This is a genomic window from Halomonas sp. M20 (genome assembly GCF_020622265.1).
In the GTDB taxonomy this organism is placed as follows: Bacteria; Pseudomonadota; Gammaproteobacteria; order Pseudomonadales; family Halomonadaceae; genus Modicisalibacter.
Window position 1 is genome coordinate 251,692 of the sequence record NZ_JACNMQ010000001.1, and the last position, 20,062, is coordinate 271,753.

16 protein-coding genes and 1 tRNA gene are annotated in these 20,062 nt (G+C 58.0%); 4 read left to right on the forward strand and 13 right to left on the reverse strand.

Annotation, left to right across the window (positions count from 1 at the left end):
• Window positions 1-76: 76 nt before the first annotated feature.
• From H7850_RS01260 to H7850_RS01275, 4 genes are all read right to left on the reverse strand, one after another.
• Entirely contained in the window at window positions 77-4,027 is a 3,951-nt protein-coding gene (locus H7850_RS01260) for a NahK/ErcS family hybrid sensor histidine kinase/response regulator (RefSeq protein ID WP_227367584.1), read from the reverse strand.
• Between the two features lie 48 nt (window positions 4,028-4,075).
• Window positions 4,076-4,591 carry a hypothetical protein gene (locus H7850_RS01265; RefSeq protein ID WP_227367585.1) on the reverse strand — a complete coding sequence of 172 codons (516 nt, stop codon included), beginning with the start codon at window positions 4,589-4,591 and terminating at the stop codon, window positions 4,076-4,078.
• A 97-nt stretch (window positions 4,592-4,688) separates the two neighbouring features.
• On the reverse strand, window positions 4,689-6,458 hold the full coding sequence (locus H7850_RS01270; RefSeq protein ID WP_227367586.1) for a sodium:solute symporter family protein: 1,770 nt from the start codon (window positions 6,456-6,458) through the stop codon (window positions 4,689-4,691).
• A gap of 6 nt (window positions 6,459-6,464) precedes the next feature.
• Window positions 6,465-6,725 carry a DUF4212 domain-containing protein gene (locus H7850_RS01275; RefSeq protein WP_227367587.1) on the reverse strand — a complete coding sequence of 87 codons (261 nt, stop codon included), beginning with the start codon at window positions 6,723-6,725 and terminating at the stop codon, window positions 6,465-6,467.
• A 573-nt stretch (window positions 6,726-7,298) separates the two neighbouring features.
• Between H7850_RS01275 and H7850_RS01280 the strand changes: the two genes are divergently transcribed.
• The 3 genes from H7850_RS01280 to ttcA all read left to right on the forward strand — a co-directional run bounded on the left by H7850_RS01280 (window position 7,299) and on the right by ttcA (window position 10,689).
• Complete coding sequence (locus H7850_RS01280) at window positions 7,299-9,116, forward strand: putative nucleotidyltransferase substrate binding domain-containing protein (RefSeq protein ID WP_227367588.1); 1,818 nt, start codon at window positions 7,299-7,301, stop codon at window positions 9,114-9,116.
• Window positions 9,117-9,131: 15 nt separating this feature from the next.
• Complete coding sequence (locus H7850_RS01285) at window positions 9,132-9,740, forward strand: 3'-5' exonuclease (protein ID WP_227367589.1); 609 nt, start codon at window positions 9,132-9,134, stop codon at window positions 9,738-9,740.
• Window positions 9,741-9,834: 94 nt separating this feature from the next.
• The gene (ttcA, locus tag H7850_RS01290; protein WP_227367590.1) at window positions 9,835-10,689 is read left to right on the forward strand and encodes a tRNA 2-thiocytidine(32) synthetase TtcA; all 855 of its coding nucleotides are present in this window, start codon (window positions 9,835-9,837) and stop codon (window positions 10,687-10,689) included.
• 79 nt (window positions 10,690-10,768) lie between these two features.
• On the opposite strand, the gene H7850_RS01295 is transcribed toward ttcA, so the two are convergent.
• From H7850_RS01295 to ccoN, 9 genes are all read right to left on the reverse strand, one after another.
• Window positions 10,769-11,509, reverse strand: a complete 741-nt coding sequence (locus H7850_RS01295; RefSeq protein ID WP_227367591.1) for a sulfite exporter TauE/SafE family protein — start codon at window positions 11,507-11,509, stop codon at window positions 10,769-10,771.
• A complete protein-coding gene (ccoS, locus tag H7850_RS01300; RefSeq protein ID WP_227367592.1) occupies window positions 11,509-11,769 on the reverse strand; it encodes a cbb3-type cytochrome oxidase assembly protein CcoS in 261 nt (86 codons plus the stop codon). The genes H7850_RS01295 and ccoS overlap by 1 nt, the downstream gene beginning before the upstream one ends.
• Window positions 11,766-14,267, reverse strand: a complete 2,502-nt coding sequence (locus tag H7850_RS01305) for a heavy metal translocating P-type ATPase (protein WP_227367593.1) — start codon at window positions 14,265-14,267, stop codon at window positions 11,766-11,768. The genes ccoS and H7850_RS01305 overlap by 4 nt, the downstream gene beginning before the upstream one ends.
• The gene (locus H7850_RS01310; protein ID WP_227367594.1) at window positions 14,264-14,773 is read right to left on the reverse strand and encodes a FixH family protein; all 510 of its coding nucleotides are present in this window, start codon (window positions 14,771-14,773) and stop codon (window positions 14,264-14,266) included. Before H7850_RS01310 ends, H7850_RS01305 begins: the two co-directional genes overlap by 4 nt.
• A gap of 3 nt (window positions 14,774-14,776) precedes the next feature.
• Entirely contained in the window at window positions 14,777-16,237 is a 1,461-nt protein-coding gene (ccoG, locus tag H7850_RS01315; protein ID WP_227367595.1) for a cytochrome c oxidase accessory protein CcoG, read from the reverse strand.
• Window positions 16,238-16,378: 141 nt separating this feature from the next.
• Window positions 16,379-17,302: a cytochrome-c oxidase, cbb3-type subunit III gene (ccoP, locus tag H7850_RS01320; protein ID WP_227367596.1), complete on the reverse strand. Its 924-nt coding sequence runs from the start codon at window positions 17,300-17,302 to the stop codon at window positions 16,379-16,381.
• Complete coding sequence (locus H7850_RS01325; protein ID WP_227367597.1) at window positions 17,299-17,514, reverse strand: cbb3-type cytochrome oxidase subunit 3; 216 nt, start codon at window positions 17,512-17,514, stop codon at window positions 17,299-17,301. The genes ccoP and H7850_RS01325 overlap by 4 nt, the downstream gene beginning before the upstream one ends.
• Window positions 17,515-17,517: 3 nt before the next feature.
• A complete protein-coding gene (ccoO, locus tag H7850_RS01330) occupies window positions 17,518-18,126 on the reverse strand; it encodes a cytochrome-c oxidase, cbb3-type subunit II (RefSeq protein WP_227367598.1) in 609 nt (202 codons plus the stop codon).
• A gap of 22 nt (window positions 18,127-18,148) precedes the next feature.
• Window positions 18,149-19,573 carry a cytochrome-c oxidase, cbb3-type subunit I gene (gene ccoN, locus H7850_RS01335; protein WP_227367599.1) on the reverse strand — a complete coding sequence of 475 codons (1,425 nt, stop codon included), beginning with the start codon at window positions 19,571-19,573 and terminating at the stop codon, window positions 18,149-18,151.
• Between the two features lie 409 nt (window positions 19,574-19,982).
• Here ccoN and H7850_RS01340 point away from each other — a divergent pair.
• A tRNA-Val gene (locus H7850_RS01340) sits at window positions 19,983-20,058 on the forward strand.
• Window positions 20,059-20,062 lie beyond the last annotated feature (4 nt).

Below are 20,062 nucleotides of genomic sequence, written 5' to 3' on the forward strand. Positions count from 1 at the left end.
GCCCACAATTCGAGCCCAGGATAAAACGTTTCAATACTTTTATCCTGGGCTTCTTTGCAAGCCTGATTGATGCCGTTCAAGAAGTGCGCATGGCGCGACTGGCTTGCAGCGTGCGCGTCAGCAAAGCGCGCAGGGCAGCGGGGCGCACCGGTTTCAACAACAGATGATAGCCGGCGCGCTTGATCTCCTCAGCAACTTCTTCGGTGCGGTCGGCGGTAATCACGATACCGGGTACGGATCCCTCAGAGCGCTCATCCAGTGCTTCCAGCGCCATCAAGCCAGTGACTTCGTTGTCCAGATGATAGTCGGCGAGGATCGCATCCGGATCCTCTTCCAAATGGCGCAGAATCGACTTGGCGCCGCCAATCGAGGTAGCAGTGAACACCTCGCAGCCCCAGCCGGTCAGCATTGCCTTCATACCTTCCAGAATCAGCGTTTCGTTGTCGATACAGACGATTCGGGTACCTGCCAGCTTGTTGCTAGTGCGTCGGCTAGGGGCATCATCACTGGTTGCGGGTATTTCCTGAGCGGATACCCGCGGTACCTCCACCGAGAATAGAGTGCCTGCGCCCTCCCAGGAGCGCACTCGAATGGGGTGGTCAAGAACACGGCTCATGCGGTCGGCGATGGAGAGCCCCAGCCCCAGTCCTTTTTCGCTCTCCTTGTGGCGCGAGACCTGATCCAGGCGACGAAACTCCTGAAATATCTCTGCTTGTTTGGACTCGGGAATCCCGGGCCCTGTATCCCAGACCTCGATGGACAGGTGCTGGCCATGGCGACGGCAGCCCAATAGCACATGGCCGTATTGTGTATAACGCAGGGCGTTGGCGAGAAAGTTCTGCAGAATGCGACGCAGCATCTGAGCGTCACTATCGACCCAGGTATCGGTGGTCACCACGACAAGATCGAGCCCTCGCTCTTCGGCCATCACCTCGAATTCTGCCCGCAGAGGGCGAAGGATATTGGCCAGGGGAAAATGCGCCCGCCTGGGAGTAAGGGCGCCGGCATCCAGTTTTGAAATGTCCAGCAACGTACTCAAAAGCTCTTCAGCGGCCTGCAGGGAATTGTCGATATGGCCAACGGTGCGCTTGAGGTCGAGAGCATCGTTTTGCTGGGAAAGCGCTGAGGTAAACAGGCGTGCGGCATTGAGCGGCTGCAGCAGGTCATGACTTGCTGCAGCCAGAAAGCGAGTTTTCGAGGCGTTGGCCGTCTCGGCGGTCTGCTTGGCCTGGCGCAGTGCCTGTTCGGCTTCGGCGCGTACCCGGTTTTCCTGACGCAGGGCGGCATTGGCCTTGGACAGCGCCTGGGTGCGCTCGCGAACGCGCTCTTCGAGATTCTCGTTGGTTTCCTGGAGTGCTATTTCGGCCAGACGGCGCTCGGTTATATCCTGGTAGAGCGCAAAGAAGCCGAGAATGCTATCGCTGTCGCCGAAGTGGGGCGTATAGGTGACGAGCATATAGCGGATGCCACCTTCGCCGTCATCCAGGGAAATCTCGAAGCTGACCCGCTCGCCGTTCAGGGTTCGCTCCATCCAGGGCGCGCGATCCTGCGCGATTTCCGCAGAGAGTACATCCTCCGTACGCTTGCCGATGACGCTTGCGCGATCGATGTCGAAGGTCTGTTCATAGGCCCGGTTGGTGAAAAGATAGCGACGTTCCCTATCGAAATAGGCGATCAGGGCGGGCACGTTGTCGGTATAGATGCGGATGTTGTTCTCGGAGCGAATCAACGCTTCTTCGGTGCGCTTTTGCTGGGTGACATCCTGATAGCTATACACGAAACCGCCACCGGGCATGGGATTGCCTTGAACGTCGAGTACGCTGCCATCCTGACGATAGCGGATGTAGCGATGCGGCTGACCTCTTCTGATGTTGTCGAGCAATAGCTCCACATGCTCCTCCGGATCCCCCGGGCCGTACTCGCCGTTGTGGGCGTTGTAGCGAAAGATCTTGGCCATTGAGGCGCCCACGCGAATCAAGTGGTCGGGAAAGCGGAAAAGCTCCAGATAGCGCTGGTTCCACACCACCAGACGCAGATTCTGATCCACCACGCTGATGCCCTGATTGATGTTCTCGATGGTGGCCTGGAGCAAGGCCCGGTTGAACTCGAGCACCTGAGACGCTTCATCGACGATGGAGATGACATCTGAGATGCCGATGCCGCGACCCTGTAGTGCAGAGTTGACGACGATGCGCGCCGATGACGCCCCGAGTACCGAGGCCAATAGTCGTTCGGTGAATTGAATGACATCGATCGAGGCCCGGGCGTTGTATTCCAGCTGCTGACCGTTTCGTCTTGCGTAATCGTCGAAAGCATCACGCACCTGGCTGGCGCCCAGGAAACGCTCACAGAGCACTCGCAGGTCGTCCACGGTGGTGGCGCCGGTCCAGGGGCGATTCACCGATGTCTGCCGAGTTTCGACACTGTCGACGAACAATGAGGCCTGGATCCGCTCTACCACGCGCTGGGAGGTAATCTGGGAGACGAAGATGTAGCCGAACAGGTTGAGCCCCAGGGATAGCATCACGCCGTGGGTGAAAGGATCGCCGATATTGAAGCCGAACAGTTGCGTCGGTGACAGCCAATCGATGCCCAGCGGGCTCAGGGTAAGCCAGGAGTAAGGAACCACTCCGGCATTGACCAGGGTCGGCAACAGCAGCGCATAGACCCAGACCGCAAAGCCGAGATTCATACCGGTGATGACGCCTAGACGATTGCCGCGTTTCCAATAGAGCCCCCCGAGCAATGCCGGGGCGAATTGCGCCGCAGCAGCAAAGGAGAGCATGCCGGTGGAGGCAAGAGAGCTGAATTCCGCGGTCAGCTTATAGAAGCCATAGGCCAATGCCAGGATAACTAGGATGGTGATACGCCGGGCTCGCAGTACCAGCCGGCCATAGTCCCGAGCCTTGGTGTCGAACCAGCGAAGGCGAAACAGTAACGGAATGACGATCTCGTTGGAAACCATGATCGATACGGCAACGGCGGCGACGATGACCATTCCCGTTGCGGCAGAAAAGCCACCTATGAAGGTCAACAGAGTCAAGAGCTCGTTGTCGGCGGCGATGGGCAACGCCAGCATGTAGATGTCGGGCGAAATCCTGCTCTCGGGAAACATCGTCAGCCCGGCGGCGGCTATCGGTAATACGAAAAAGCCGATGGCAACGAGGTAGAGTGGAAATAGCCAGCGCGCTCGAGCAGCATCGTCGGGATGGGTATTTTCGACCACCGTGACGTGAAACTGACGCGGCAGGCAGAAAATCGCCAGCATGGCTAACAGGGTCTGTGCCCAGAAACCTCGGCCAAAGTCCTGCTCGCTCAGTTGGCGTTGCAATTCGAGATGGCTTTCTGCACGCCCAAGCAGATCCCCCAGCCCATCGAACATGCCCCAGGTTACGTAGGCTCCCAGCGCTAGAAAGGCGAGCAGCTTGACCACGGATTCGAAGGCGATGGCCTGAATCAAGCCCTCGTGGTGCTCGGTGGCGTCCGTGTGCCGGGTGCCGAACAGGATCGCAAAAATGGCCATGACCGCCGCCACATAGAAGGCCGTGTCGGCAAACAGCGGGGCCCGGGTCATGTCCGAGGAGGCCGTTAGCACGTTAAACGAGGTGGAAACGGCTTTCAGCTGCAAGGCGATGTAGGGCAGGGTACCAATCAATGCTACAAGGCTGGCAAAGGCGGCAAGGGATTGGGTCTTGCCGTAGCGTGAGGCGATGAAGTCGGCGATAGAGGTGACGTTCTGACGTTTGGCGACACGGATCATCTTGGCCAGCACCGGCCAGAACAGGGCAAAGGTCAGTACCGGGCCGACAAAGATGCTGGCAAAGGACCAGCCGGAGGTAGCGGCCTGGCCGACGGCCCCGTAGAAGGTCCAGGAGGTGCAGTAGATCGCCAGCGCCAGGCTATAGATGACGGGCCGCCGCTGGGCCGCGCCCAGCAGACGCGCACGGCGATCGCCACGCCAGGCAATGAAGAAAAGGGTGGCGATATAGAGCAGCGAAATGACGATCAACAGCCAGCCTTGAAACATGATTCCTCCCTTGTCTGCGCTCATTCTAGGGCAATGAAGGAGGAGATGTTACGTATCGGGGCAAACCGTCTTGAACAAGGGCGTGGAGGGATCGATATTCTGCATTTTGGCTACATCGGGCTGACGCTCTTCGCCTACTAGAGGCAGTTTTTCCCGAGTAGCGCAATTTATCAGGTGTGGCTGATGAGACACCAGGTCCTGATAACTCTTTTCAAACCGGTAAAGGATGAATTCCACCAGCGGTTCCCCATTGACCTGCGAACTCACCAGGTTGTCCTGATCGACCACGTCGAAGGCGGTGGTCAACGGAAACAGATAGGTCCAGGGTCGCCAGAGCATCTGCTCTTTTTCAACGGATATCACCGTTGCCGATTCGGGTAGCCGCGCTCGTTTATTGTCAAACCAGGCGTATTCATAATTGACCTGGTAGGCCAGCATACCCAGGCCTGCAAAAACAGGTACTACCCAGCGTGGTGCGCGTTTACCACTAGCAAACCGTAATAAAAGCCCTACACCGGCTGCTCCCAAGCCCGCGAAGGCCGCTGCAATCAAGTGCCATATCATGAATCGAACGTCTCCACGGCAATCGGGCTTCCCGAGGGAAGCCCGATTGGTCTTGTTTACCGATGGCAGAGGTGCTGCAACCGGGCGCCATTATGGCTTAATGGTCGACTGCAGTGCCAGCGCCTTTCGGATAGCGAACGCTTTCCACCAGATCCTGTATCTCCTGGGGCGGCGGTGCGGTGACCTTGGATACAGTGAAGGCTACGGCGAAGTTGATGATTGCTCCGACGGCGCCAATGGATAGCGGTGATATGCCCAATACATAGTTTTCGGGAATGTCCGCCAGGTTGTTGGTTCCCGGAATGAAGAACCAGCCCTTGTAGATGAAGATGTACACCAGAGCGAAGCCCAGGCCTGTGAGCATGCCGGCGATGGCACCGGTGTTGTTCACCCGCTTGGAGAAGATTCCCATCATCAGCACCGGAAATAGCGATGCACCGGCGATGCCGAAGGCCAGTGCTACTACCTGGGCCGCAAACCCTGGTGGGTTGGCCCCCAGATAGGTGGCGACGACAATGGCCACGGACATGGAGATCCGCGCCGCCATGAGTTCGCCTTTCTCGGTGATTCTGGGGTTGATCGCGCCCTTGATCAGGTCGTGACTGATGGCGGACGAGATGGCCAGCAGTAGACCGGCAGCGGTCGACAGCGCAGCTGCCAGCCCCCCCGCTGCGATCAGGCCGATGACCCAGCCGGGCAGATTGGCGATCTCCGGATTGGCCAGTACCAGAATGTCCCGGTTGACCTCCAGCTCGTTGCCTTCCCAGCCCCGGGACTCTGCGGTGGAGGCGAAACTTTCCGAATCCGAGTTGTATAGCTGGATGCGGCCATCGCCATTCTTGTCGTCATACTGGATCAGGCCGGTCACTTCCCACTCCTTGACCCAGTTCGGGCGATCCTCGTACTGGATGGCCTCGGCGGTAGGGCCTTCGGGGTAGATGGTGTTGACCAGATTCAGGCGCGCCATGGAGGCAACTGCCGGCGCCGTCAGGTAGAGCAAGGCGATGAAGACCAGGGCCCAGCCGGCGGACCAGCGAGCATCAGCGACCTTAGGCACGGTGAAGAAGCGAATGATGACGTGAGGCAGGCCCGCAGTGCCGATCATCAACGACAGGGTGAACAGCACCATGTTCAGCTTGTTATCCACGTCCGCCGTGTATTCGTTGAACCCGAGATCGGTAATGACCTCGTTGAGCTTGGCCAGCAGTGGCATGCCGGATTCGGTATGCTCCGAGAAGAGGCCCAGCGGTGGCAGCGGGTTTCCGGTCAACTCGAGGGAGATGAACACCGCCGGGATAGTGTAGGCGGTAATCAGCACGCAATACTGGGCGACCTGGGTGTAGGTAATGCCTTTCATGCCCCCGAGTACGGAGTAGAAGAAGACCACGACGGCGGCGATGATCAGCCCCATGGTGGCGTCTACTTCCAGGAAGCGGGAGAAGGCCACACCGGCCCCGGCCATCTGCCCGATGACGTAGGTCACCGAGGCGACGATGAGACACACCACCGCCACCAGACGCGCGGTCTTGCTGTAGAAGCGATCGCCGATGAACTCCGGTACCGTGAACTTGCCGAATTTGCGCAGATACGGCGCCAATAAGGTAGCCAGCAGAACATAGCCGCCGGTCCAGCCCATCAAGAAGGTGGAGTTGGCATAGCCGCCGGCGGCGATCAGGCCCGCCATGGAAATGAAGGAGGCCGCGGACATCCAGTCGGCGCCGATGGCCATGCCGTTGGTGATTGGGTGCACGCCGCCGCCGGCGACGTAGAAGTCCTTCGTCGAGCCGGCCTTGGCCCAGATGGCAATAGCGATGTAAAGAGCGAAGGACGCCCCCACGAAGAGAAGATTGATAGCAAATTGACTCATGCTGGCTTACTCCTCGAGACCGAATTTTTTATCGAGCCGATTCATTTTCCACGCATAGAAGAAAATGATGCCGATAAAGGTCAGGATGGAGCCCTGCTGAGCGAACCAGAATCCCAGATCCGTTCCGCCGACAGGAATACCGGCCAGTAAAGGGCGTAGCAGGATGGCAAAGCCGTAAGACACCAGCGCCCAGACCACCAGGCAGCCGGCAATCAGGCGAACGTTCGCCGACCAGTAGGCAGCAGCATTGGTTTTATCATCTGCCATATTATTGCTCTCCGCTTGTTTTAATAAAGGACGTTGCCTTGAGAAAACATCAGTTTCGACAGGTCGATCATCATTCCATAACAACCATTATCGGTCGGGGAGGCCCTACGGCATCACATGGCTGATCGTTATCTCTATCAAATCAAGATGCTTCATGAACGCATTATTACATGTCGTAGCTCGAGGCTAATAGTGGGCAAAAAACACGGAAAATAAAATCCTATACTTTGGTACTATAAAGGAAAAAGAATTTAATCTTATAGATTTAAAATTCAATAATTTCAGTAGCTTGTTTGAGTTCTTGATAGTCGAGATCAATGCCTGTCGGGTGCTTATAGGACGATGGTCTAGGCAGTCGTGCATGGGACAATAGTCTAGTTTCAGAAGTATAGAACGATGGTCTGGCTTTTTTTAAAAATCATGCTGTTGCTATTCTTGCTAGGGAATTATCGAAATCGATAGTCATGGCATGTAATTCGAATGTCTTCATGACTAATGCTTGAATTGGGTGGGCATATGGTTGGCTGCATGCGCTGAGCCAATATCAAAAGGGGTTGTATCGGGGAGCATACGATGGTCGACATTGATCTTTCACAGCCGCCTTTCTCATTACTCGATGAGTCCAGCAAGGCACGGATTGTCAAAGGTGTCGATCTTGGCTATTTCGACAACCAGGAAATCATTCTCGAGGCCGGCCAGTCCAGCGAGTTCGTCTTCATCATCCACAAGGGCGAAGTCGCGGAGCTGGATAACACCATGCCGGGTGATCAGGGTCGCATCGGACATTACACCGCCGGCGACCTGTTCGGCGCGATCAGCATCATCAATGGCAGGAGCCGCTATCGCTTCAAGGCCGAGCAGGAAACGCTCTGCTATCTATTGCCCAAGGCGCTCCTCGAACAGCTCTGTCAGGAGTCACCCGCCTTTGCCGAGTTCTTTCGCCAGAGTCTGGCCAACAAGACGCGCCTATTGATCGAACAGCGTAATGAAGGCGGCATGACCATGGCGGGGTTCATGCTGGCACGTATCGACGAGTGCATGCGCCCGCCGCTCATTCTGGATGAGGCGACGACCGTAGCCCAGGCTGCGGCGGCACTCGACGACAGTCATGCGGACAGCTTGCTGGTTCAGGCAGCGAAATGCTTTGGCATGATTACCAAGACCGATCTGCTCAATGCGCTGGTGCTTGAGGGGCGCGACAAACACAGCTCGGTAGTGGATATCGCTCATTTCACGTTGGTCTCGGCTCAGCCAGGGGACTATCTTTTTCAGGCTTTGGTGAGCATGACTCGGCACAAGGTCTCCCGGGTGGTCGTACTGGAGAATGACCAGCCTTGTGGAGTCGTCGAACTGACCGATGTGCTGAGCTATTTCTCCAGTCGCTCCTACATGGTCAGTCTGGAGGTGGAGCAGGCAGAGGATCTCGACTCACTTGCTGCGGCCAGCGCGCGCATACCGGAACTTGTCAAAGCGCTGATGGCCCAGGGCGTGAAGCTGGAATTCGTCATGGATCTGCTGGCCGCGCTCAACGGGCGTATCGTCAACAAGGCATTTGGATTCATCGTGGCGCCGGAATATCAGCGCCAAAGCTGCCTGTTGGTCATGGGGAGTGAAGGGCGCGGTGAGCAGATACTGAAGACCGATCAGGACAATGCTCTGATCCTGGCGGATGATGCCGACTGGCCGGGATGTGCCTCGGACATGCAGCAACTGACGGACACGCTGCTGACGTTGGGTTATCCACCTTGTCTGGGCGACATCATGGTATCGAATCCCGAGTGGGTGAAGAGCGAATCGGAATGGCGCGATACGATCTCTCATTGGATCGCCAAGCGTGACGGCGCCTCCCTGATGAACCTGGCGATCATGCTGGATGCCCATGCGGTGGCGGGAGACACCACCCTGCTCGAGAGGTTGCGCAACCATCTTTTCGAGCTCTGCGCCCGAGACGAGTTGTTGCTGTCCTATTTTGCTCGTGCTGCCCTGAGCTTTTCCACGCCCTTGACCCTGTTTGGTACCCTTAAGAGGCCCGAACACGGCATCGACATCAAAAAAGGCGGCATTTTTCCCATCGTGCACGGCGTACGTACCCTGGCCTTGGAAAAGCGAATACTGCCGACCTCGACCCTTGCGAGGCTAAAGGCGTTGGCGGAAGAGGGCCGCCTGGAAAAGGGTTTCGCCGACGATCTTGGTGAGGCGCTTTCCCTGTTTTCCGAGCTGCGACTCAAGCAGCAGTTGGCGCGGCTCGATGGCAAGCAGAACAGCGAAGAGCCCAATCGCGTGGTGGTGCAGACGCTATCTTCTCTGGAGCGTGACCTGTTGCGGGAAGCGCTGGGTATCGTCAAGAGTTTCAAGCAGCGATTGTCGTATCGCTTTCATCTGGAATACTAAAAGGAAAGTATCTTGATGCTTCGAGCCTTGCGCCGGGTTACCGATCGCAGACGTCAAGCGGATGGCCATTACGGTTGGCTATTCAATCCTTATACCGGCGATGAGGTGGTATCCATTGACTGTGAGACCACCGGGCTCGATACGAAGACAGCGGAGTTGGTATCGGTGGCGGCGGTGCGCATCAAGGCCGGACGCGTGCTGACCAGCGACTCCCTGGATTTGCGCCTGCAGTGTCCGGAAAGCTTGAGCGGCGATTCGATCAAGATCCACCGCTTGCGTGGTATCGACCTCGATGGCGGTGAGACGCCGGCAGATGCGCTGGAAAAGCTGCTCGATTTCATCGGTAATCGTCCGCTACTCGGCTGGTGTATCGATTACGATCTTGCGGTGATCAATCGTCATCTGAGGCCGCGCTTTGGTTTCGATCTACCCAATGCCTGTCTGGACATGCTCCATCTCTATCGGCGTGAAATACGCAGGACGAATCCCAATCTGGAACCCGACCTGCGCTTCGAGACGGTGGCCAAGGCCCTGGGCGTTCCGGTGATGGGGCGACATACGGCACTGGGCGATGCGGTGACCACGGCGCTGATGTACGTTCGCCTAGGAAAGGACGCGAGCTAGATATTTATGATCATGTTCGAACGGCGTGTCGTCGCATGTCGACAGGGGCAGTGGTAGCATTGTCACCCTTTAATTCATCATCTAGTGTTTCGTCATGTCAGCGCTCATCGGCAAACCCAAATACGAGTTCAACAAGCTGCAGAAACGTCTGCGCCGTCAGGTCGGCAATGCCATTGTCGACTATGCCATGATCGAAGCGGGGGACAAGGTCATGGTCTGCCTCTCCGGCGGCAAGGATTCTTACACCCTGCTCGAGATTCTGCGCAATCTGCAGCGCAATGCCCCCATCGATTTCGAACTGATCGCGGTCAACCTGGACCAGAAGCAGCCGGGTTTTCCCGAACATATACTGCCGCAATATCTTGATAGCCTCGGCATGGCTTATCATATTCTCGAGCGTGACACCTATTCCGTGGTCAAGGAGAAGACCCCGGAAGGCAAGACTACCTGCGCCCTATGTTCGCGGCTGCGTCGCGGCTCACTCTACGGTTTCGCCGAAGAGATCGGCGCGACCAAGGTAGCCCTCGGGCACCATCGCGAGGATATCCTCGAGACGTTGTTCCTCAACATGTTCTACGGCGGCACCCTCAAGGCCATGCCACCCAAGCTGCTTTCCGACGATGGTAAGAACATCGTCATTCGCCCCTTGGCCTATTGCCGGGAGGCGGACATCGCCGAGTTCGCCCGCCTGATGGAGTTTCCCATCATTCCCTGCAACCTGTGCGGCTCCCAGCCCAACCTGCAGCGCCAGGTGGTCAAGGAGATGCTCGGCGAGTGGGAGAAGACGCACTCTGGGCGGCTCGAGACCATGTTCAAGGCGGTGTCCAATGTCGCTCCGTCCCAGCTTGCGGATCGCGATCTTTTCGATTTTCATGGTCTCGAAGCCAGGCGCGAGACCCTGAATGCCAATCGTATTGCAGCCTTTGATCTGCTGACCCGGGAAGCCTGATTCTTAGCCGGGAGCTATAAGCTGCAAGAAAAAATCACCCAGCTAGCTTCGAAATTATACGGCCTTTCGAGCTTCGAGCTCAGCCGTGCTGGCCGTGGGCGTGGGCGTGTGGCATCTCGGTGCCGGGTACAAGCTGGGGCCACAATCCCCAGAGTTGCCACAGCGCAAAGGCGATGATCACAAGCGCGGCGATAGTGCGGGTGGCCGGATGGCGAATCAGGTTGGTCATCTGCCGCGCCGCTACGCCGGTAACGAGCAGTGCCGGCAGCGTACCCAGGCCGAAAGCGCCCATCAGCGCCGCGCCTCGGCCAGGATCGCCACCCGCCAGACTCCAGGTCAGCATCGAGTAGACCAGTCCGCAAGGCAACCAGCCCCATACTGCTCCTAGTGCCACTGCTTGAGGCACCTTGACTACCGGCATCAGGCGCCGGCCGATCGGTTCTAAATGACGCCATAGATGGCGCCCCAGGGCCTCGATTCGGGTTAGCCCCCGCCACCAGTTGGCCAGATACAGCGCCATCAGAATCATCATCACCGCGGCCAGTACCTGCAGCACGAGTCGCAGGCTGTTACTGGCGCTGCCAAGCAGTGTGCCCAGACTCGCAACCAAAGCGCCTGCCACCATGTAGCTGGCAATGCGCCCTAGATTGTAGCCCAACAGCAATCCGCCCAAGCGTCCCTTACTACGCATGCTGGGGGGCACCGCAAAGGTCAGGGCACTCATGATGCCGCCGCACATGCCGATACAGTGGGCACCGCCTAGAAGACCGAAGATGAAGGCTGCCGCCAGAGGCGGTAGATCGAGGCCGGTAGGATCCATCAGTGTGGGTTCTTGTCCTGATCGTCGGAGTGATGCTTTTCTGGTTTTTCCGTCTTGTCATCAGTTGCCGATTTACGACGGGCCTGCCTGCGCTTGCGCTGTTCCGCCGTCAGATCGTTTTCGTCCTCATCGAAGAGAATGCGGTAGGCCGGACCTTCCAGATCGTCGAACTGATCGTGCTTGACGGCCCAGAAAAACGCCCAGACGGCAAGAGAAAGCAGCAGCAGCGAAATAGGAATCAACAGGTAGAGAATGCTCATGACGTTGTTGCCAGTGGCGAGGAGCGAGGAGCGGCTTTGACCCGGTTGAGTCGCAGGGCATTGCCTACCACCACCAAGGAGCTGGCGGACATGCCCAGCGCTGCTACCCAGGGCGGTACCAGGCCCAGTGCCGCCAGCGGCAGCGCGCAGACATTGTAGCAAAGCGCCCAGAGCAGGTTCTGACGAATCAAGTGTTGAGTTCGGCGCGCCAGCTGCACTGCTTCGACGATACGCTCCAGGCGCGGGCTCATCAACAACGCGTCGGCGCTGGTACGGGCAAGATCCGTCGCGCCGTTCATGGCCACGGACACGTCCGCCGCAGACAGTACCGGGACGTCGTTGATGCCGTCGCCAACCATGATGACTCGCTCGCCCCGAGCCTGCAGGTTCCAAACGTGTTCGAGCTTGGTTTCCGGGGTAGCGCCGGCTTGCCAGGCCTTGATGCCAAGCTCATGAGCAAGCCTTTCCACGACGTTGCTGACATCCCCGGACAACAGCTCCACTTCCAGGCCCAGATCATGAAGCGCGGCAACGGTCGAATGGGCGTCGTCGCGCAGGGTATCGTCGAGACGGAACCAGGCCAAGGGTACGCTGATAGATACGTCGGAGGGAGCTTCAATCATGGCGAGCAGCAGCCATTGGCCCTGCTGATCAGGCAATGGGGGCGGCGTCTGCATGACGAAGTCCGGACGGCCCAGGCGATAGCGTCGCCCATTGATGAGGCCTTCCAGCCCTTGTCCGGGCACGTTGCGCACGTCGCTTGCGGTGGCATTGGAAGGGTTTTGATCGCGAAAGGCCTGGGCAATGGGGTGTTCGGAATGGGCCTCCAGGGCGGCTGCCAGGGTTCGCGCCTGCTCGCTGTCCATATCGCCGGTCAAAGGCTGGACACTTCTCAGACGCATTCTGCCCTCGGTGAGGGTGCCGGTCTTGTCGAACACGACTCGGGTCGCCTGAGCCAACCCTTCGATAGCGTTGGCCCGGGTCACCAGCATACCTCGGCGGCGCAGCTGGCCGTGGCTGGCAGTCAGCGCCGTGGGCGTTGCCAGGGCCAGGGCGCAGGGGCAGGTCACCACCAGTACCGACAGCGTGACCCATAGCACCCGGGACGGATCGATGAAACTCCAGGCGATGGCCACCGCAAGACTGACGAGCAACAGGCTCGTCACAAAATGATGTGCCATGTGAGAGGCCTGTTCGGCAATCTTGGGACGGCTGGCAAAGGCCCGGTCGCTGAGTTCCATGATGCCGGCAGCCCTGGCGTCACGGCCGCTGCGGGTGACCTCGATTTCGAGGGGGCTTTCGACGTTGAGACTGCCACCGGTGACGCTATCGCCGACCTGACGGCTGACGGGCAGCGTTTCGCCGGTCAGCATCGACTCATCGATGCTCGAATGCCCCGCGACGATGACGCCGTCCGCGGGCACACCATGTCCCGGGCGTATGCGAATGCGATCGCCTGGCTTCAATTGATTGGCGGGCAAGACCCGTTCGCTGCCATCCGCTTCAAGGCGAATGGCGCTTGAAGGCAATACGCCGGACAGGGCATTGCCGCTATGGCCATTGCGCCTTCGGGCGCGCATCTCGATATAGCGGCTGAACAGCAAAAAGAAGGTGAACATGGTCACCGAATCAAAATAGACCGGCGTGCCATGCACATCGTCGCTACCGCTCAGCACCGCATAGGCGCTGGCAAGATAAGCACCGAGAATGGCAATCGAGACGGGAACGTCCATGCCCAGGTGACGAGTACGCAGGTCCCGCAGGGCATTTCTAAAAAAAGGCAAGGCGGAATACGCAACCACCGGCGTGGTCAAGGCCAGGGAAAGCCAGTGGAACAGCGCGAAGAACTCTTCGCTGATGTCGTCTGGGCCAGACACATAAAGAGGAATGGAAAACATCATGACCTGCATCATCGCCACGGCGGCCACGATCAGGCGACGAATGGACTGGCGCTCTTCGCGCTGAAGTTTCTGCTGAGCAACATCCGGCTCATAAGGTTGAGACGAATAACCGATGCCGGCAAGCTCCGCCAGAATGCGCGATAGCTTCAATCGGGTCGGGTTCCATACCAGGTGCAGACGATGATGGCTCAAATTGACGGCACTCGAATGCAGGCCGTCCAGGGCATTGAGGTGATGCTCGATCAGCCAGGCGCAGGCGGCGCAGGTAATGCCGTCCACCGCAAGAGTGATCTGGCGTCGATCGTTCTCCGCCGGGTGAACGAACTGGCGCTGCAGCGCCGGATCGTCGAAAACAGACCAGGTGTCGGCGCGCTGAATCTGACGATCGTCCGGGCGCTCCGGCAGTTCGGTACGAAAGCGGTAGTAGCTTTCCAGACCGCCATCGACGATGGCGTGGGCCACCGCCTCGCAGCCCGGGCAGCATAGCGGATGGCGCTCATCCCCTAGAACGATATGCCAAGGCGCTTTGCGAGGCACCGGGGAGCCACAGTGGTAGCAGAGCGTTTCGCTGTCGATGGACGCCGCCAGTGTGCTCATGCCCCGCCAATATTGGCACGCAAGGCCAATGCTTCCTTCTGAGGCAGTTCGATCTCGCCCAGTAGACGCCACTCCGGTTCGGCGGTTTGCGCATGCAATTGCACGTACCAGCGGTATTGCAAGGCACGAGGCAGTTGGCCGACATAATGACCGGCGCTGACTCGATCGAGGATCACACGCTGGTCACGGCCGTCCTGAGAAGGAAAGATCAGATCGAGCTGCAGCTTCTCGGGGCGTGCCTCGCCCTCGAGTTTGACCACGACATCGCCACTGAGATCGTCGATGCGCAGGTTCGCCGCCATTCCCATCTCGGCCGCACGCTGATCCTGTTTCAGGGTCTTGTTGATGGCCAACCCTTCCTTGTAGTAGTCGTCGACCACCATGCCATCGAAACTTGTGATCGAGAACACCAGAAAGGTGGTGCCCATTACTACCGCCAGCCCCAGTATTCCCAGCAGGAACCATGCCCAGAATTCCTTGTACCAGGGGCGTATCTGTGTCGTCATGAATCATCTCCGTGATTGGCCAAGAAAACGTGCTTCCTTAGCCAATGTAATATCCGGGTTCTGCTCGGCCTCGATGTTGATGACGATGGCCTTGCTGGGCGCATCGAGGGCCTCGGCGGGAACCGCAAGCTGTATCGGGAATGTGGTGCTGCGACCGGCGTCGATGGTGATGCTGGTGTTGCCGAGCAGCGTAATGCCATCCAGGCCGGTAGGGGTGATCACGTAGCGATGCGCCTTGTCATCCAGATTGCGAATCGTCAACGTATAGGAGTTGGTGATGTCCCCTTCCCGGGTCATGCTGTAAAGCTGATTACGGTCGCGTTCGATATCCACATCCAGCGGCAGGCGATCGCTGACGGTCCACACGAACAAGCCGATCATTACCATCAGTGCGATAAAGTAACCGATCAGGCGCGGCCGTAGGATATGCGTCTTGCCACCCTCAAGGGAGTGCTCCGTGGTATAGCGGATCAATCCGCGAGGATAGTTCATCTTGTCCATGACGCTGTCGCAGGCATCGATGCAGGCGGCGCAGGTAATACATTCAACCTGCAGGCCATCACGAATATCGATACCGGTGGGGCAGACCTGCACACAGAGCCCGCAGTCGATGCAGTCGCCCAGCCCCTGCTCTCGATGAGCGGTGCTGCGCTCCTCTTGATGGGCGGCGTTGCGTTTGCGTGCCCCGCGCGGTTCGCCTCGCGCCTCGTCATAGGAGACGATCAGCGTGTCCTTGTCGAACATCACCGACTGAAAGCGCGCATAGGGGCACATGTAGATACAGACCTGTTCGCGCAGCCAGCCGGCGTTGAGATAGGTGAATACCGTGAAGAACCCTACCCAGAACAGCGCCCAGCCACCGACCGAAAGCGTGACGAAATCGGCCACTAGCCCGCGAATCGGCGTGAAGTAGCCGACGAAGGTCAGGCCGGTGGCGAAAGCGATGAGCAGCCAGAGCAGATGCTTGGCGCTCTTGCGCGCAGCCTTTTCCTTGGTCATCGGCTGCTTATCGAGCTTCATGCGTCGATTGCGCGTGCCCTCGGTGAGATGCTCGACCCAGATATACAGCCAGGTCCATACGCTTTGAGGGCAGGTGTAGCCGCACCAGACCCGACCGGCAAACACCGTGATCAAAAATAGACCGAAGGCGCAGATGATCAAGAGCCAGGAGAGCAGCATGAAATCCTGAGGGTAGAACGTGCCGCCGAAGATATGGAATTGCCGGGTAGGCAAGTCGAACAGGATCGCCTGTCGATCTCCCCAGTAAAGCCAGGGGATGCCGAAATAGAGCGCCATCAAGATCCAGTTGGCGCTGCGCCGGACACGCTGGAAAAGCCCCTTTATTTCGCGCACATAAATATGCTCGCGACGCGCGTACATCTCCTTTGTGGCGCTCTGTTTTGGATCATGAGTGCCCACGGTGGAATCCGGGGTCACGTTACGAAGCGGAATCTTGTCCGTCATGGAGTCACCTGTCGCGTCACGGTGAGGGCTGGCTCAGGCGGGTAATTATAGTTGAGCGCGGGTTGCCGGTAGCCGGGTAATTTTATCGAATATTGCAAGAGGAGGGAGTTGGGTGCGACTGCCAGCCGCACCCGAAGCGTATCAATTGGACAGACTGTAGACGTAGGCGGCAACCAGATGCACCTTGTCTTCACCAATGTAGGCAGCCTGAGCAGGCATGTGACCATTACGCCCATTGCGCAGTGTTTCAAGTACCGCAGCATGGGTTTCCTGCCCGGGTTGACGATAGAGCCAGGCGTCATCGGTCAGATCGGGCGCGCCAATTGCCTGGTTGCCCTTGCCGCCAGGGCCGTGACAGGCCACGCAGGCGGAAGCGAAGATTGCCTCTCCCTGGCTTGCCTTGTTCGCATCATGCTCTTCGCCAGACAGACTCAACACGTAGCTTGTAACGTTCTCCAGATTGTTGTCGCCCAGTTGCTGCCAGGCGGGCATCAGTCCGTTACGGCCATTGTTCAGGGTGGTGACGATATTTTCCGGCTCGCCCCCATACAGCCAGGCATCGTCGGTCAGATTGGGAAAGCCGTAACCGCCCTGAGCGTTGGAGCCGTGGCACACCGAGCAGTTATTGAGATAGATTCGCTCGGCAACCTGCATCGCATCGCCATCTTGGGCAAGCTCCGGTACCGGCACTTCGCTGTATTTGGCGAAGATGGGTGCGTACTGCTCCTGGGCGTAGGCGATTTCCTCGTCCCACTGACCTTCCTGGGACCAGTCGAGTACGCCTTTGAAATTGCCAAGGCCGGGATACAGCAGCAGATAGGCTACAGAGAAGATGATGGTGCCGACGAACAGCATGAACCACCAGCGTGGCAGAGGGTTGTCGTATTCATCGATGCCGTCGGCGGTATGTCCGGTCGTTTCGACTTCGCCATCGACTGAGGGTTGCTTGTCGGTCTTGCGGTTGGCGAACAGCACCCACCAGCAGAATATAATCGTGCCCAGAGTAATGACGATGATCCAGATGCTCCAGAAACTGGAGAGGGTATCGCCCCAAAGGTTATTCATGAATTCTTGTCTCCCTCATCTTGGCGGGATGTTGTGCGATCGTTGGTATAGCTGCTGTCACGGATTTTTTGATCATCTTCATCGGCGAAAGGTAGATTCTTCGCTTCGTCGAAGTCTTGCTTGCGTCGCTTGGAATAAGCCCAGAACACCACGCCTAGAAAGGCAATCATGACCAGTAGTGCGGTGATGCCGCGGAAGGTTCCAATATCCATGACTTAACGTGCGTCCTTGAGTACGGTACCCAGCTGCTGCAAATAAGCCACCAGCGCGGTGATCTCTTGCTCGCCCCGGACTTCCTGGGTCGCCTCGCCGATCTGCTCGTCGGTATAAGGCACACCCACGCTTTTCAATGCGCGCATTTTGGTGGCGGTGTCTTCACCGGTCAGCGTGTTCTCGAATAGCCAAGGGTAGTTCGGCATCTTCGACTCCGGCACCACATCACGCGGGTTGTAGAGGTGTGCGCGATGCCAGTCGTCACTGTAGCGCCCACCCACTCGCGCCAGATCCGGCCCGGTACGTTTGGAGCCCCAAAGGAAAGGGTGGTCGTAGACGAATTCACCGGCAACGCTGTAGTGGCCGTAGCGCTCGGTCTCGGCGCGGAACGGGCGAATCATTTGCGAATGGCAGCCAACGCAGCCTTCGCGAATGTAGATATCGCGTCCTTCCAGCTCCAGAGCGCTAAGCGGCTTCAAGCCTTCCACGGGTTCCGTGGTCTTGTCCTGGAAGAACAGCGGCACGATTTCCGCTAGCCCCCCGAAGCTGATCACCACTAGGATCAGAACGGAGAGCAGACCAACATTCTTCTCAATTATCTCGTGTTTCATTGGTGTCAAGTTCCCCGTTTATTCAGGCGGTCTGCAAGACCGGCTCTTGTTCGCGCGCGATGCTTCTGGTCGTCATGTAGACGTTGTAGGCCATCAGCAGCATGCCGAAGGCGAAGAAAGCACCGCCGATAAAGCGCACGACATAGCCGGGATGGCTGGCCTCAAGCGCCTCGACAAAGGTGTACATCAGGGTGCCGTCGGCGTTGACCGCACGCCACATCAGCCCTTGCAGAATGCCGTTGACCCACATGGAGGTGATGTACAGCACGGTGCCGATGGTCGCCAGCCAGAAGTGCACGGCAATCAGCTTGACCGAGTACATTTCGATGCCGCCGAACAGGCGCGGAATCAAGTGGTACATGGAGCCGATGGTGATCATGGCCACCCAGCCGAGCGCGCCGGAGTGAACGTGACCGATAGTCCAGTCGGTGTAATGAGACAGGGCGTTGACGGTCTTGACCGCCATCATCGGGCCTTCGAAGGTAGACATGCCGTAGAACGACAGGGCCACGACCAGAAAGCGCAGGGTCGGGTCGGTGCGCAGCTTATGCCAGGCGCCGGAAAGCGTCATCATGCCGTTGATCATGCCGCCCCAGGAAGGCGCCAGGAGGATGATCGACATGATCATGCCGAGGGACTGGGCCCAGTCGGGCAGGGCGGTATAGTGCAGGTGGTGCGAGCCGGCCCACATGTAGGTGGTGATCAACGCCCAGAAGTGCACGATGGAGAGACGATAGGAGTAGACCGGACGCTCCGCCTGCTTGGGCACGAAGTAGTACATCATGCCCAGGAAGCCGGCGGTGAGCAGGAAGCCGACCGCATTATGGCCATACCACCATTGGGCCATGGCATCGATAGTGCCGGCGTAGGCGGAGTAGGACTTCATCGCCGAGACCGGGATCTCCGCGGAGTTGACAATGTGCAGCACGGCGATGGTAAGAATGAAGGCGGCGTAAAACCAGTTGGCGACATAGATGTGCGAGGTCTTGCGCTGCTGAATGGTGCCTAGGAATACGATGGCGTAAGCGATCCAGACCACAGCAATCAGGATATCGATCGGCCATTCCAGCTCGGCATACTCTTTGGAGGTGGTGAAGCCCAGAGGCAATGTGATGGCCGCCAACACGATCACCAACTGCCAACCCCAGAACGTGAAAGCTGCCAGCTTGTCCGAGATCAGACGTGTCTGGCAGGTGCGCTGCACGACGTAGTAGGAGGTGGCGATCAGCGCCGAACCACCGAAGGCGAAGATTACCGCATTGGTGTGCAGCGGGCGCAGACGACCGAAACTCGTCCAGGGTAGGCCAAAGTTGAGTTCTGGCCAGACCAGCTGTGCAGCGATGAAGACACCCAGGGCCATGCCCACGATGCCCCACACCACCGTCATGATTGCGAACTGCCGAACTACCTTGTAGTTGTAGGTCGGATGTTCAAATGCTGTGCTCATGTTATGTTCCCATCGAACGCGTTGTTAGGTAGGCACTCCTGGAGCGCAGTATGCCCCAGGTTTTTTGCCTACATCATGATATAAATCAACATTTCGAGCGCCGAGTCTAGCGCAGCTGTCTCAGAACCTAAATGTGAAGTAACCTGTGATTGTAGCGGGTTTCCACAGGTTAAATTCCGAAAGCGCTTACCAGTAGACAATAAACATCTATCAGGGGTTAACTGCCTGCGACATCGCACCGCATAACTCGCTCTGGAATTGTCAGCTTTTGATGCCGACTTGCTCGCCCAGGAGCCAGTTTCATTCATCGAGCAAGTCGATGAAATCGAAATGGAAAGCGCTGGTCGATCGAGCTGGCAAAAAGCGTTGACATTCCATGGTCGCTCTGTAGAATGCAGCGCCACGTGACGGGTGGTTAGCTCAGTTGGAAGAGCACCAGCCTTACAAGCTGGGGGTCACTGGTTCGAGCCCAGTACCACCCACCATATT